Annotated in this window: 11 protein-coding genes; 2 read left to right on the top strand and 9 right to left on the bottom strand. The window is 68.9% G+C overall.

Features of this window, described 5'->3' with window-relative positions; genetic code table 11:
* Positions 1–22: 22 nt before the first annotated feature.
* Complete coding sequence (gene pcrA / locus CHC05_RS04685; RefSeq protein WP_089245058.1) at positions 23–2,431, bottom strand: DNA helicase PcrA; 2,409 nt, start codon at positions 2,429–2,431, stop codon at positions 23–25.
* Between the two features lie 195 nt (positions 2,432–2,626).
* Between pcrA and CHC05_RS04680 the strand changes: the two genes are divergently transcribed.
* Positions 2,627–4,459 carry a bifunctional metallophosphatase/5'-nucleotidase gene (locus CHC05_RS04680; RefSeq protein WP_089245056.1) on the top strand — a complete coding sequence of 611 codons (1,833 nt, stop codon included), beginning with the start codon at positions 2,627–2,629 and terminating at the stop codon, positions 4,457–4,459.
* Positions 4,460–4,751: 292 nt separating this feature from the next.
* The gene (locus CHC05_RS04675; protein WP_089246082.1) at positions 4,752–5,045 is read left to right on the top strand and encodes a chorismate mutase; all 294 of its coding nucleotides are present in this window, start codon (positions 4,752–4,754) and stop codon (positions 5,043–5,045) included.
* Here CHC05_RS04675 and CHC05_RS04670 read toward each other — a convergent pair.
* The 8 genes from CHC05_RS04670 to CHC05_RS04635 all read right to left on the bottom strand — a co-directional run bounded on the left by CHC05_RS04670 (position 5,042) and on the right by CHC05_RS04635 (position 14,733).
* Positions 5,042–5,797 (bottom strand): GNAT family N-acetyltransferase, encoded by a 756-nt coding sequence (locus CHC05_RS04670; protein WP_089245054.1) that lies wholly within the window; start codon positions 5,795–5,797, stop codon positions 5,042–5,044. The genes CHC05_RS04675 and CHC05_RS04670 overlap by 4 nt on opposite strands.
* A 112-nt stretch (positions 5,798–5,909) precedes the next feature.
* Positions 5,910–6,947 carry an ABC transporter ATP-binding protein gene (locus tag CHC05_RS04665; RefSeq protein ID WP_089245052.1) on the bottom strand — a complete coding sequence of 346 codons (1,038 nt, stop codon included), beginning with the start codon at positions 6,945–6,947 and terminating at the stop codon, positions 5,910–5,912.
* Positions 6,944–8,026, bottom strand: a complete 1,083-nt coding sequence (locus CHC05_RS04660) for an ABC transporter ATP-binding protein (protein ID WP_089245050.1) — start codon at positions 8,024–8,026, stop codon at positions 6,944–6,946. The genes CHC05_RS04665 and CHC05_RS04660 overlap by 4 nt, the downstream gene beginning before the upstream one ends.
* Positions 8,027–8,045: 19 nt before the next feature.
* Positions 8,046–9,038 (bottom strand): ABC transporter permease, encoded by a 993-nt coding sequence (locus CHC05_RS04655; protein ID WP_089245048.1) that lies wholly within the window; start codon positions 9,036–9,038, stop codon positions 8,046–8,048.
* Between the two features lie 107 nt (positions 9,039–9,145).
* On the bottom strand, positions 9,146–10,894 hold the full coding sequence (locus CHC05_RS04650) for an ABC transporter substrate-binding protein (RefSeq protein ID WP_089245046.1): 1,749 nt from the start codon (positions 10,892–10,894) through the stop codon (positions 9,146–9,148).
* A gap of 95 nt (positions 10,895–10,989) precedes the next feature.
* Complete coding sequence (locus tag CHC05_RS04645; protein WP_245870660.1) at positions 10,990–11,967, bottom strand: ABC transporter permease; 978 nt, start codon at positions 11,965–11,967, stop codon at positions 10,990–10,992.
* An 821-nt stretch (positions 11,968–12,788) separates the two neighbouring features.
* The gene (locus CHC05_RS04640) at positions 12,789–13,460 is read right to left on the bottom strand and encodes a response regulator (protein ID WP_089245042.1); all 672 of its coding nucleotides are present in this window, start codon (positions 13,458–13,460) and stop codon (positions 12,789–12,791) included.
* Positions 13,461–13,467: 7 nt separating this feature from the next.
* Positions 13,468–14,733: an ATP-binding protein gene (locus CHC05_RS04635; RefSeq protein WP_281257651.1), complete on the bottom strand. Its 1,266-nt coding sequence runs from the start codon at positions 14,731–14,733 to the stop codon at positions 13,468–13,470.
* Positions 14,734–14,839: the final 106 nt, after the last annotated feature.

The raw sequence follows: 14,839 nt of genomic DNA, 5'->3' as shown, positions 1-14,839 counted from the left end.
TCGAAGGTGAGCGACCGAAGAACTAGAGCTTCTCCACCGGTGCGTGCCGCAGCACCAGCCACATCGTCTGGTCGCCGAAGTCGATCTGAGCCCGCGCGCTGGGGCCCTGGCCCTCGACGGCGAGCACGCGCCCGAGCCCGTACCGCTGATGGTTGACTCGATCCCCCACCGCCACCTTCGGCGCGGCCTGGCGCAGCTCGGACGCCGTCGACAGCTTGCTGCCGTCGATGCCGAGTCGTTGCGCGAGCGCCGCGGCCTTGGGCGTGCCCCCGGAGAAGCCGCCGCCGCGCGCCGCGCCACCGCTCGCCGAGCCGGCCCCGCGGTTGCCGACGCCGCCCCCGGTGCCGGACCACGACGTGTAGGAGCCCTCGGTGCGCTCCCACCGGACCAGCTCTTCCGGCAGCTCGGCTATGAAGCGCGACGTCGGATTGTAGGACGGCGCACCCCACGCCGATCGGGTCACGGCCCGCGACAGGTAGAGCCGCTGCCGGGCCCGCGTGATGCCGACATAAGCCAGCCGGCGCTCTTCTTCGAGCTCGCTGTTGTCGCCGAGCGCGCGCATGTGCGGGAAGACGCCGTCTTCAAGGCCCGTCAGGAAGACGATCGGGAACTCCAGGCCCTTGGCCGTGTGCAGCGTCATCAGCGTGACCACGCCCTGGTGCTCCGGGTCGTCGGACGGGACCTGGTCGGCGTCGGCGACCAGCGCGACCTGCTCCAGGAAGCCTGCCAGGGTGGCCTGCTCGTCGTTGCCCTCGACCCGCTCGGTGAACTCGCGGGCGACGGAGACCAGCTCCTGGAGGTTCTCGACCCGGCCCGCGTCCTGCGGGTCGGTGCTCTCCTCCAGCTCGGCCAGGTAGCCCGAGCGGGTCAGGGTCGCCTCCAGCACCTCTTCGGGCGGTGCCGTCTCGGACAGCTCGCGTAGCTCGTCGAGCAGCGTCACGAAGTCGGCGATGCCGTTGACCGCGCGGCTGGAGATGCCGGGGGCGTCGGCCGCCCGGCGCATCGCGGCGCCGAAGGAAATCCGGTCGCGTGACGAGAGCGCTTCGACGGCGCCCTCGGCGCGGTCGCCGATGCCTCGGCGCGGCGTGTTCATGATGCGGCGGATGCTGACGGTGTCGTCGTCGTTGACGATCGCGCGCAGGTAGGCCAGCGCGTCGCGGACCTCGCGCCGCTCGTAGAAGCGGACGCCGCCGACCACCTTGTAGGGCAGGCCGACCCGGATGAACACCTCTTCGAAGACGCGGGACTGGGCGTTGGTGCGGTAGAAGACCGCGACGTCGCCGGGGCGGGCGTCGGCGTCGTCGGTGAGGCGGTCGATCTCGCGCGCCACCCAGTCGGCCTCGGCGTGCTCGGTGTCGGCGACGTAGCCCACGATGCTCTCGCCGGCGCCCTGGTCGCTCCACAGGCGCTTGGGCTTACGCGACGGGTTGCGGCTGATCACCGCGTTGGCCGCGTTGAGGATGGTCTGGGTCGACCGATAATTCTGCTCGAGCAGGATCGTGCGGGCGTTGGTGTAGTCGCGCTCGAACTCGAGGATGTTGCGGATGGTCGCGCCGCGGAAGGCGTAGATGGACTGGTCGGCGTCGCCGACGACGCACAGCTCGGCGGGCTCCAGGCCCTCGGTGCCGGAGACCAGCTCCTTGATGAGCTGGTATTGCGCGTGGTTGGTGTCCTGGTATTCGTCGACGAGGACGTGCCGGAAGCGGCGCCGGTAGGTCTCGGCCACGTGCGGGTGCGACTGGAACAGGTGCACCGTCGTCATGATCAGGTCGTCGAAGTCGAGGGCGTGTGCCTCTTTGAGCCGGCGCTGGTAGAGGGTGTAGGCCTCGGCGACGGCACGCTCCATCGGGCCCTTGGCCCGGTCGGCGAAGGTCTCCGGGTCGACCAGCTCGTTCTTGAGGTTGGAGACCTGGGCGGCCAGCCCGCGGGCCGGGTGCCGCTTCGGGTCGAGGTCGAGCTCGCGGGCGACGAGCTGCATGAGCCGGCGGGAGTCGTCGGCGTCGTAGATCGAGAACGTCGACTTGAGGCCGGCGTGCTCGTGCTCGGCGCGCAGGATGCGCACGCAGGCGGAGTGGAAGGTCGACACCCACATCAGCCTGGCGCGGTTGCCGACCAGCGCGGCCACCCGCTCCTTCATCTCGCCGGCGGCCTTGTTGGTGAACGTGATCGCGATGACCTGGCCGGGGTGCACGTCGCGCGCCGCCAGCAGGTAGGCGATGCGGTGGGTCAGCACCCGCGTCTTGCCGGAGCCGGCGCCGGCCACGATCAGCAGCGGTGAGCCCGCATGGGTCACCGCGTCGCGCTGTGGGCCGTTGAGCCCGGCCACCAGGGCCTCTGGATCAAGGGCAGGCCGCTTGGGCCGGCTGTCGGCGTCGTCGGCGAGCACAGCGGGCCGGCGGTCAGGACTCGGGATTTCGAAGAGAGCACGCATCGCACCGCGAAGTCTATTCCGACCGCCCGACAACTTCCGGAGGCGGCGCTGCGTCCGAACGGCCCGCTCGCACCCCTATCCGACACCCTCATGTCATCAATGCGGCCCTGGTGTCTTGTCCCCCGAAAGAGAACGATGACCTTTGTCGCGTCTCCCCGTCCGGGTGACGCCCCAATCGATCACACAGGATGTGACATGCCGATCACGAGTCGACCTAGCCGGTGGCTGCGCTACCTCGCGGCACCGGCCATCGCCCTCGGGGTGATCGTCGCCCTGCCCGGGACCGGCCCGTCGCCCGCGTCCGCCGCACCCGTGCTGACGCCGGTCTCGGTCACCTTCGGGCAATCGCACGGCGCCAAGTTGGCCCAGGGCAACCTGCTCGGGTTCAACGACTTCCACGGCTCCATCGACCCACCGGTCGGGTCCGGCGCGGTCGTCGCCGGCGTTCCCGCCGGCGGTTCCGAATACCTGACCACCGCGGTCAAGCGGCTGCGCGCCGAGGCCAAGGCCGAGGGCCGCCTCAGCACCACCGTCGGCGCCGGTGACATGGTCGGCGCCTCGCCGCTGGTCAGCGCCGCGTTCCACGACGAGCCGACGATCGAGATGCTCAACGTGATGGGCATGGAGATCACCTCGGTCGGCAACCACGAGTTCGACGAGGGCACCGACGAGCTCAAGCGCCTGCAGTACGGCGGCTGCCACCCGGTCGACGGTTGCCAGGACGGCGACCCGTTCCGCGGCGCCGACTTCACGTACCTCGCCGCCAACGTGGTGACCAAGCGCCTGGGCCTGCCGCTGCTGCTGCCGTTCAACATCCGGATCGTCGACGGCGTGCCGGTCGGCTTCGTGGGCATGACCCTCGAGGGCACCCCGGGCATCGTCAACCCCGCCGGCATCCAGGACGTCAACTTCAAGGACGAGATCGAGACCGCCAACAAGTACGCCACGCTGCTGCGCCTGCTGGGCGTCAAGTCGATGGTGCTGCTGCTGCACGAGGGCGGGGCACAGTCCGGGACCCCGCAGCCGGTCGACGGCTGCAACAACTTCGCCGGGCCGGTCGTCGACATCGTGAAGGGCCTGCGCCCGGAGTACGGCATCGTCGTCTCCGGTCACACCCACCGGTTCTACTCGTGCTCGCTGCCGAACTCCGCCGGCAACAACGTCGTGGTCACAAGCGCCGGCACCAATGGCCAGCTGGTCACCGACATCGACTACTCGCTCGACAAGAAGACGGGCAAGTTCGCCTCGATCACCGCGCGCAACGTGATCGCCGAGAACGGCGTCCGCAACGCGGACGGCACCTTCCAGACCAACCCCGACGGCACGTTCGTACGCAACCCGGCGCTGGTCGACGCGGCGGCGAAGCGGCTGGCCGACAAGTACCGCACGGCGGTCGCCCCGATCGCCAACCGGGTGGTTGGCGCGATCACCGCGGACATCGTCCGCGACAACCAGGCCAACCAGGAGAGCCCGCTCGGTGACGTGATCGCCGACGCGCAGCTCGCCTGGACGCAGGCCGACGGCGCCCAGGTCGCCTTCATGAACCCGGGCGGCATCCGGGCCTCGCTCTCGTACGCCAACTCCCCCGGCGGCGAGGCACCCGGCCAGGTGACCTACGGCGAGGCGTTCACCGTGCAGCCGTTCAACAACCTGGTGGTCACCCAGACGGTGACCGGCGCGCAGCTCAAGGACGTGCTGGAGCAGCAGTTCGTCGGCTTCGGCGGGCAGACGGTCCAGCGCGTGCTGCAGATCTCGGCGGGCTTCACGTACACCTACAACACCACGCTGCCGGCGGGTTCCCGGGTCAGCGCCATGGCGCTGAACGGCACCCCGATCGACCCGGCCGCCAGCTACCGGCTCACCACCAACGACTTCCTGGCCAACGGTGGTGACGGCTTCACCAACCTGACCGCGGGCACCAACCGCACCACGGCGCCCGGTTTCGACGTCGACGCGCTGGTCGGCTACCTCGGTGCGAACGCACCGGTGGCGCCGGGACCGGCCAACCGCATCACCCGCCTCGGCTGATCCGGCGGTGGGCGCCCGCCCTGTCCCGCTGGTCGGGATGGGTCGGGCGCCACACCCCGGTGGCTCTTGCGCCGGTTTGGGAGCCGCGGGCATACTTGCCAACGTGATCCAGCGTCCGCGATTTTACTTTTACTACGGCACCGGGAGTCCGGCAGCTGTAGGTCGCGCCTGAGCACAAGACCTGCGAAAGCCCCGGGCTCCTGGAGCCCGGGGCTTTTTTTGCCCTCGGGGTCCGCAGCGCAGCCCACCACCCAGCCAGAAGAGAACCGAGATGGCCCCCGAGGAGCACGACATGAGCACCAACGCCGTCGCCCAGCCGACCACCGGCACGGAAGACGAAGCAGCAGCCGCCCGCATCCGCGCGATGCGCGAGCGGATCGACGCGATCGACACCGCGCTGATCGAGCTGTGGCAGGAGCGCGCGAACCTGTCCCAGCAGGTCGGCGCGACCCGGGTCGCCTCGGGCGGCACCCGCCTCGTGCTGTCCCGCGAGCGGGAGATCCTGGAGAAGTTCCGCTCGGAACTGGGCGCCGACGGCACCCAGCTCGCCCTGCTCATCCTGCGCGCGGGCCGCGGGGCCCTCTAGGCGGTGAACACCGTCCAGGTCTCGGCGGTGCGGAAGCCCATGGCGAGGTAGAGCGGCTCACCCATCACGGAGGCGTTCAGGTACGCCGTCCGCGCGCCCTCGCGGTAGGCGTCGGTGAGCACGGCCGCCGTGGCAACCCGCCCGTAGCCCCGGCGCCGGTGCTCCGGCGGCACGGAGATGTTGAAGACGCCGATCGTGTCGTCGACCCGCACTCCGAATGACGTGGCGACGACCGCACCGGCCACCTCGACGACGTACGGCGCCATCGCCGGGTGGTCGAGCAGCGCGGGCGCGCTGAACCCCTCGAACACGAACTCGGGCCCCTCGAAGCCCGCGGCCAGCGCCCGCCGGTAGAGATCGCTGTCGGCCCCGGAGATCCGGCGCACGGTGGGCTCGACGGCGGTCGCGTCGGCGTCGGTCAGCTCCTTGACCATCAATGGCAGCGGGCTGCGCTGAACGAGCTTGTGCTCCGCCGCAACGGCCGCGACCCGGTCAGCCGCGTCCGCGTCGCGCACCTGCAGGCCCCACGGCAGCTCGGCCAGCCGGGGAGAGGTGGCGAACGCCGTGACCTCGTCCACGTCGACCACCGGCGCGATCTGGATCAGACCGTTCAAGGTCGCCACCGGCAGCCCGGTGACTATCTCCGCCGTGCCCCGCGGGCCGAGCCGCTCGAACGCGCCAGGGATCGCCTCCGTGCACAGCACGATCGCCCGCCGCCACGCCTCGACCACCGCATCGATCTGTTCCCCCATGCGCCCGACCGTACGAAACCGGTCGGCTGAGGGATAGCTGTCGTGGCTCAGGTCACGAACAGGGGCAGGTCGCCGGCTGAGCGGTGACCTGCCCCTGTTCGAGCGACGAGGGTTACTTGATCGCGCCCTCTTCCGGGAAGTGGCACGCGGCGGTGGTGCCGTTGGGCTTGATCGTGAGCGGCGGTTCCTGGGTCGCGCAGATCTCCTGCGCCTTCCAGCAACGGGTGCGGAAGCGGCAGCCGGACGGCGGGTTGAGCGGCGTCGGCACGTCACCTTCCAGGCGGATGCGGCCCGAGGCGCCCATCTTGGTCACGTCCGGCACCGCCGAGAGCAGCGCGCGGGTGTACGGGTGGGCCGGCCGCTCGTAGATCGAGTTGCGGTCGCCGATCTCGACGAGCTTGCCGAGGTACATGACGCCGATGCGCTGGCAGAAGTGCCGCACCACGGCCAGGTCGTGCGCGATGAACACGAACGCCAGGTCGAGGTCGCGCTGAAGGCCGCGCAGCAGGTTGATGACCTGCGCCTGGATCGACACGTCGAGCGCCGACACCGGCTCGTCCGCGACGATGATCTTCGGCTTGAGGGCCAGCGCGCGGGCGACGCCGATGCGCTGGCGCTGACCGCCGGAGAACTCGTGCGGGTAGCGGTTGTAGTGCTCCGGGTTGAGGCCGACCAGCTCGAGCAGCTCCTGGACGCGCTTCTTCACGCCGCCGGGCGGGTTGATCCCGTTGACCTGCAGCGGCATCGCCACGATCCGGCCGACCGTGTGCCGCGGGTTCAGCGACGCGTACGGGTCCTGGAAGATGATCTGCATGTCCTGGCGGAGCTGACGCAGCCCGGCGCCCTTGGCGTGGCTGATGTCCTTGCCCTCGAAGGTGATCTTCCCCGAGGTCGGCTCGAGCAGGCGCACCAGCATGCGGCCGGTGGTGGTCTTGCCACAGCCGGACTCGCCGACGAGGCCCAGCGTCTCGCCCGGCTGGACGGAGAAGCTGACGCCGTCGACGGCACGCACCAGGCCGGTCTTGCCGAACATGCCGGACCGCACCGGGAAGTGCTTGGTCAGTTCGTCGACCACCAGCAGCGGCTCGCCGGACGGGCGGGACGGCTTGACCGGCTCCGTGCCGGGCTCCTGGACCAGGGTCTCGGTCATTGCGCGACTCCAGCGGACGGTGCGATGTCCTCGGCGTAGAACTTGGTGCGGTCCGCCTCGGACAGATGACAGGCGACCAGGTGGCCCCGTTCGAGGACCTGGTGAAGCTCGGGCACCTCGGTGAACGACCGGTCGCCGTTGCGGCCGGCGTAGCGGCAACGCGGGTGGAAGGCACAGCCGGTCGGCAGGTTGATCAGCGACGGCGGGTTGCCCTTGATCGGCACCAGGTCGGCGTCGGAGTCACCGTGCAGCGAGGGCACGCTGGCCAGCAGGCCCCACGTGTACGGGTGCTGCGGGCGGCGCATGACCTGCTCGACGGTGCCGAACTCGACGGCCCGGCCGCCGTACATCACGAGCACCTCGTCGGCGACCTGGGCGACGACGCCGAGGTCGTGCGTGATCATGATGATCGCGGAGTTGAACTCGCGCTGCAGGTCTTCGAGCAGGTCGAGGATCTGCGCCTGCACGGTCACGTCGAGCGCGGTGGTCGGCTCGTCGGCGATCAGCAGGTCAGGGTCGTTGACCAGGGCCATCGCGATCATCGCGCGCTGGCGCATACCACCCGAGAACTCGTGGGGGTACGAGTCGGCGCGGCGCGCGGGCTGCGGGATGCCGACCCGGCCCAGCATGTCGACCGCGCGCTTCTTGGCCTCGGCCTTCGACGCGTTGGGGTGGTGGACCTTGTAGGCCTCGGCGATCTGCGCGCCCACCTTGTAATAGGGGTGCAGCGCGGACAGCGGGTCCTGGAAGATCATCGCCATGTCGCGGCCACGCAGGCGACGGGTCTGCTCCTCGGTCATGCCGACCACGTTGCGGCCGCCGACCAGGATCTCGCCCGAGATGCGGGCGCGCTTCGTGTTGTGCAGACCCATGATGGTCAGCGAGGTGACGCTCTTGCCGGATCCGGACTCGCCGACGATGCCCAGGGTCTTGCCGCGCTCGACCGAGAAGGACACCCCGTCGACGGCCTTGACCACGCCGTCTTCGGTCGGGAACTGCACACGCAGGTCGTTGACCCGCAGGTACGGGTCCTTGTCGGTGGTCGTCGGGCTGTTTGGCGCCGAGGCTGGTGCGGTCACTGTTGTTCTCCCTCGCGCTTCAGCTCAGCCGGACCCGTGGGTCGATCACGGCGTACAGCAGGTCGACGATCAGGTTGGCCACGACGATGAAGACCGCCGCCAGGAGGACCGTTGCCACCACGATCGGCAGGTTCAGGAAGTTGACGGCCTCGACGGTCTCCTTGCCGAGACCGCGCAGGCCGAAGATGGTCTCGGTGATGAACGTGCCACCGAGCGACGCACCGATGTCGAGGCCGGCGATCGTCACGATCGGCGTGATCGCGGCGCGCAGCGCGTGCTTGGTGTAGACGCGGCCCAGCGGCAGGCCCTTGGCCCGGGCGGTACGCACGTAGTCCTCGGAGAGCGTCTCCAGCATCTGGGCGCGGGACAGCCGGGCGTAGATCGCCGAGTTGAGGAAGCCCAGCGTGACCCAGGGCAGGATCAGGCCCTGCGCCCATTTCAGTGGGTTCTCGGTGAACGGCGTATAGGAGGGGAAGTCCAGCCAGCCGGTGGCGTACACCAGGCCGTAGAGCAGGATCAACCCGAAGAAGAAGACCTGCATCGACGCACCGGTCAGCGAGATGCCGATCGCGATCTTGTCGAAGAGAGTGCCTCTTCGCAGCGCGGAGATCATGCCCAGCGAGACGCCGATCAGCAGCCAGAGGATGGCGGCGCCCACGACGATGCTGATGGTGACGGGCACGGTCCGCTTGAGGATCGCGGTCACGGGCTCGTCGTTGCGGAACGAGTAGCCGAGGCAGGGCGCGTCGCACTGCCGCTCGAAAGCGGTCCCCGGGGCGTAGGTGCGGCCCACGAAGACGCCCTTCATGAACGAGGTGTACTGCTCGACGATCGGCTCGCGGAGACCGAGGCGGGTCTCCACGGCGGCGATGCTGGCCGGGTCGCAGTTCTTACCGCACATGACCTTCGCCGGCGAAGAGGGTACGGCGAAGAACAGCCCGAAGACGATGATGCTGATCGCGATGATCGTCGCGACGCCGACGAGCACTCGGCGGGTAATGAACCGGACCATGGGACGCACCTATCCGATGACGATTGCCGGGTCGGGTGCGGGTGGCTGTCCTGTGGGAAGCCACCCGCACCCGATCACAGCGGTTCAGGGAACGCTAGTGGAACTGGTTACGGCTTGACGTAGATCTTGTTCAGCTGGATGGCGCCGAAGGCGTCACTCAGGAACACGTTGCCAACCTTCGAGCCGAAGAGCTCGTGGGTGGCGTCGTAGTAAGCCGGGATCTCGGGAAGGAACTCGGTCATGATCTTCTTGTCGAGCGCCATCCACGCCGCGTCCTGCTCGGCCGCGGACAGGGTCTTGATGCGGTCGATCTCGGCGTCGATGCTCGGCTCGGCGAAGTAGGCCAGGTTCTGGTTGCCCTCGTCGACGATCTCGCGGCTGTCGTACAGCGGCGGGATGATGGTCGAACCGGTCGGCCAGTCCGAACCCCAACCGTGCAGGTAGAGGTCGAACGGCGTGTTCTTGCGGCCGACCTCGTCGTAGTAGCTGGTCGCCTCGATGGCCTTCAGGGTGACCTGGAAGCCCGCCTTGACCAGGCTGGCACGGATCGCCTCGGCCTGCGCGGTACGCAGCGGCGTGTTGCTGTGCGCCAGCACCAGCGGCGGCGGCGTGGTGCCGCCCAGGATCTCCTTGACCTTGTTGACGTCACCGGTCGCCGGAGCGTTGTAGGCGTCGTACGCCTCGAAGCCCGCGGTGGTCGGGGACATCAGCGTGCTGGCCGGAGTACCGGCCGAGGTGCCACCGATCGCCTTGAGCGCGGCGTCACGGTCGAGACCGTAGTAGAGCGCCTCACGGATCTTCTTGTCCTTGATCCGCTGGTTGTTGATGCCCAAGTACCAGACGTACTGCGTCGGGCCCTTGGCAACGCGCTCGGCCACACCGGCACCGGTGGTACGCGGCAGAACGGCCGGCGGGGTGTCACCCCAGGTGATCGAGGCCTGGTCAGCCGCGGCGTCGGCGACGAGCCGCTCCGCGATCTGCTGCTGCTCGAGACCGAACGAGAACTTGTAGACGTCCGGGTACGCGGTGCGGATCGGGTCCGTGTTGGCGTCCCAGTTCGGGTTCCGCTCGAGCTCGAGCAGGTTGTCACGGGTGTAGGACTTGACCTTGTACGGACCCGAGGAGAACGGCTTCAGGTCGTACTGGCCCTTGGTGTCCTTGGCCTGCGGCACCGGCGCGGACGTCGGCAGCGCGGCCGCGTACGGCATGTCGCAGTGCGGAGCCGCGAACGTGAACTTGATGGTCTTGTCGTCCGGCGTCTCGATGCCGGCCGGCATCTGGCCACCCTCGTAGGGGCCCTTGTAGGAGGCGTTGTAGGCGCCGCCCGGGTAGAGCCACTGCTGGATGTAGTGCGGGCCCTCGTTGAGCTCCGGCGCGAAGCTGCGCGCGATGCCCCAGGCGACGTCCTTGGTGGAGATCGCCGAGCCGTCCTCGTACTTCAGGCCGTCGCGGAGCTTGAACTCCCAGACCTTGCAGTCCTTGTTGACGTCGGTGCCCGGGTTGGTGGCCAGGTCGCCGACGAGCAGCATCTTGCCGCTGCCGTCCTCGACGTAACCGTTGAGCGACCGGTAGATCAGGTTGGCCGTCAGCTGCTGCACGTTGACGTAGTTACGGGCGGGGTCGAGGTGCTCGAAGTCCGAGTTCTGCATGACCGTGAGGGTGCCGCCCTTGGTGGCGCCCTCGACGGCCTTCGCCGGACCGGTGTTGTCAGCGGCCTCGTAGGAGATGGACCCGCTCTGGGTCTTCGCCTCCTGCGAACCGCCGTTGTCTCCATCGTTGGTGGTTTCACTACAACCCGCGGCTGCGAGCGCCACGGCAAGAGCGCCGACGACCAGCGCTCCTCCCTTAAATCGCACGATCTTCTCCCTTCCCGCCCGGCTGGGGGCTCCCTCAGCTCCCGAGATTTCCGAACGAAACGTGCGTGTTGCAAAGTCTTGGGTGCTCCGCGGGGTCAGCGCGTGGACTTCGGGTCCAGGGCGTCCCGCAGCGAGTCACCGAGCAGGTTGAACGCGAGCACCAGGATGAAGATCGTCATACCGGGCCACAGCGTGTACCACGGGTCGCTGGCCACGAAGGCGATCGAGTTGAAGATCATTCGACCGAGGTCGGGCGTCGGCTCGATGACGCCGATGTTGACGAACGCCAGGGCGGCTTCGGTGGTGATGAAGGCCGGCACGTTGAGCGACAGCGTGACCAGGATGGGCGCCCAGATGTTGGGCAGCAGCTGCCGGAACAGGATGTGCTGGGTGCCCGCTCCGGCGGCCCGAGCGGCTTCGACGAACTCGCGTTCGCGCAGCGCGATCACCTGGCCGCGGACGAGGCGGGCGGTGTAGGTCCAGCTGAACATGCCGAACGTCGCGATGATCAGACCGACCCGGAAGCTGGCGGGGATCGCGTCGCGAGCGCCGAAGAAGCGGTCCTCGACGATCGGGATGACCGCCAGCGCGAAGATCAGGAACGGGAACGCCAGCGTCAGGTCGATGACCCAGTTGATCGCGCTGTCGAGCCAGCCGCGCGCGTAACCCGCGAGGACTCCGATCAGGACGCCGATCGTCGAGGCGACGATCGCGGAGGCGAAGGCGATCAGCAGTGAGGTGCGCATGCCGTAGACCAACTGCATCAGGATGTCGCGCCCGTTGCCGGGCTCCAAGCCGAGCCAGTGGGTGCTGTTCATGCCGCCGGCGTAGCCGAGCGGCATGGCGTAGTCGTTGAGCTTGTCGGTGAAGGGCTGGGTCGCCGACATCCCGCGCAGCTTGCCGATCACCGGGGCGAGAAGTGCGATCACACCGAGAATGACGAGCGTGATCGCGCTGATGGCGGCCGTGCGGTCGCGCTTGAGGCGCAGCCAGGCGAGCTGACCGGGCGAACGACCGACGAACTCCTTCTTCTGCGCCTCAATGGGGGCGTCGACCGGGGAATTGACCTCCAACGCGACGGTCCCACCAAGGCCATCGGTTGCGCCGGCGGCAGGGACGTCAGACGCCGAGTCGGTCTTCCTCATGGACGGGGGCCTCCTAGATCGGACGAAGGGTCGCTTCGCCTGTTCGGCAAAAGCTAGCCGTCATGAAGCGAGTTCGGAATAGTCGAATGCATCGTTCAGATAACAGTGATGTCAGCGAACGGGCAGTCAGGTGTAACAGCGAGCCGACCGTGCACATCAGACGGAAGGCAGCGCAAATCGGACCAAATCGACCGCGCTCTACGCGATCGTTTGGAGGCGATTTGCACCGATCCACCAGTGTGTCCAATAGCCACCCGCCAGCGTTCCGACACGCTCCGTGCAGCTGACGAGACGCGCCAGCGGAGATTTTAGGTTGCACGGATGGGCGAAGATTGCGATGGAGCCTTGCGGCCACGCGGCGAGTTCGTGTCGACCGGCGACCACGTCCCGCCGCTCCTTGCCCAACCCACGTCCACCGCCAAGGCGAAGCGACCGGACAACCGACACGGCGAACGCAGGCGCTAGATCAACACATCTCGCCGCCGTACACAAGGGTTTGACCGGACCATCTAACACGCCGGCAACAATTCGCCACGAACGGTCCCGACAACAATCCCCTCCGTCAACGCCCAGACTCCCGAACGCGCGGGGGTTCGGCGGTAGTGAATCGCTCTCCGCCACCACGGATTACCTAGATCTTGAAGCGCGACCCGGCGCGGGCCTGGCAGCGGAGCGAAGCGGAGCGGTCTCTCGCTGGAGGAACGGTCCGGACCGGTGCGGACCCGAGCAAATGCGATTAATCCGAATATTTACACCAGGCGGCGGTCGGCGGCCCAGCGGGAGAGCTCGTAGCGGTTCGACATCTGGAGCTTGCGGAGGACGTTGGACACGTGCGTCTCCACCGTCTTGATGGAGATGAACAGCTCCTTCGCGATCTCCTTGTACGCGTAGCCGCGGGCCAGCAGCCGCAGCACCTCGCGCTCGCGGTTCGTGAGCTGGTCCAGCTCCGGGTCGGCGACCGCCGTGTCCGAGCGGCTCGCGAACGCGTCCAGCACGAAGCCGGCCAAGCGCGGGCTGAAGACCGCGTCGCCGTCGGCCACCCGGCGGATCGCGGCGGCCAGCTCGTCCGAGGAGATCGTCTTGGTGACGTAGCCGCGCGCGCCCGCCCGGATCAGGCCGATCACGTCTTCGGCGGCGTCCGAGACGCTCAGCGCCAGGAAACGGACGTGCGGGTGGGTGCGGCGGACCACCTCGAGCACCGCGCGGCCGCCGCCGTCGGGCATGTGGACGTCCAGCAGGACCACGTCGGGCTCCAGCGCCCCGATGCGGCTGACCGCCTCGGCCACGGTGCTCGCCTCGCCGATCACGTCGACCCGGCCGGCGAGCTCCGCGCGTACGCCGGCCCGGAACATGGCGTGGTCGTCGACGACGAACACCCGCAACGCCTGTGGCGCCTCGGTCGGCGTGGGGTTCTCGGTCATGTCCGGCTCACCTGTCCTTGCTGGCGTTTGCTGAGGTCGTCGTCATCCGGGCGATCGGCAGGAACAAGCGCACCTCGGTGCCGGTGCCCGGCTCGCTGCGGATCTCGGACCGGCCGCCGTGGCGGGCCATCCGGCCGATGATCGAGCCGCGCACCCCGTGCCTGGTCTCTTCCACTGTAGAGGGGTCGAATCCCGCACCGCGATCGCGAACGAAGACGCTCAGCTGGTCGGGCTCGGCCTCCGCGTAGAGGGACACCGTCTGGACCTTGGCGTGCCGGGCGGCGTTGACCATGGCCTCGCGGGCGGCGGCGACCAGCGCGCTGACCCGCTCGTCGGTATCCCGGTCGCCGACCACGACGGTCTCGACGGTGATCGCGAAGGTGTCCTCGACCTCGGCGGCCGCCTGCTCCAGGGCCGCCGCGAACCGCTCGGTCGGTGACGCCGTCGGCTTGTAGAGCCAGTTGCGCAGCGAGCGCTCCTGGCCGCGGGCCAGCCGCTGGACCACCTTGACGTCGCCGGCGTTGCGCTGGATCAGGGCGAGCGTGTGCAGCACCTGGTCGTGCACCATGGCGGCGACCTCGGCGCGCTCCGTCTCGCGGATCCGGCCCTCGCGCTCGGCGCGGAGCTGGTTGAACGTGCGCCACAGGGCCGGCCCGGCGACCACGGCGACGCCGAACAGGCCGACCAGCGCGAAGATCACGCCGTTGATCACGGCGCCGATGTCGCCGTTGGGGGCGTAGACGGCGACGACGCCGATGAAGCCCGTCGCGACGAGCACGCCGCCGCCGATGAAGCGGAGCAGGAACGCCCGGCGGTCGCTCTCGTCGACCACCGCCGCGAGCCACGGCATCGAGGGCAGGGTCTCGCTCCACTGCCGGCGCCGTTCGGGGTCGGACTGGTGCCAGATGACGCCCGCGCCGACCGCGACCAGGGCGATCAGCCAGCCACCGGTGGCCGCCGCGCCGACGGAGTTGAGCAGGAGGGCCTGGCTGATCAGGACGCCGATGCCGATGAGCAGGAACGGCAGCACCTGGGTCAGGTCGCGCCGGGTCGTGTCACCGGAGGTGCGGGACCGTTGCGGCAACACCGCCCAGAACGCGGCATAGAGGAGAAGCCCGAGCCCGCTGAACCCCAGCAGCAACAGGAACGCCACGCGTACCCGGGTGGGTGGCACGCCCAGGTGCTCGGCCAGGCCGGCCGCGACACCGGCGACCATGCGGCGATCGCGGGCGCGGTAGAGGCGTGGTGCGGTCGGTGCGGCGGGTGCGGTGATGGCGGGCCTCCTTTCGGGTGATTCCGATGGTCACACGTAACAGCGGCCCGCGACCACGGGGAGGCCCCTTAACCTGGGCCGCCGTATTTCTCAGGGTGCGCTCAGG

The organism is Asanoa hainanensis (genome assembly GCF_900188485.1).
GTDB lineage: Bacteria > Actinomycetota > Actinomycetes > Mycobacteriales > Micromonosporaceae > Asanoa > Asanoa hainanensis.
Note: the sequence above shows the minus strand (reverse complement) of the source record. Positions and strands in the feature narration are given on the sequence as shown.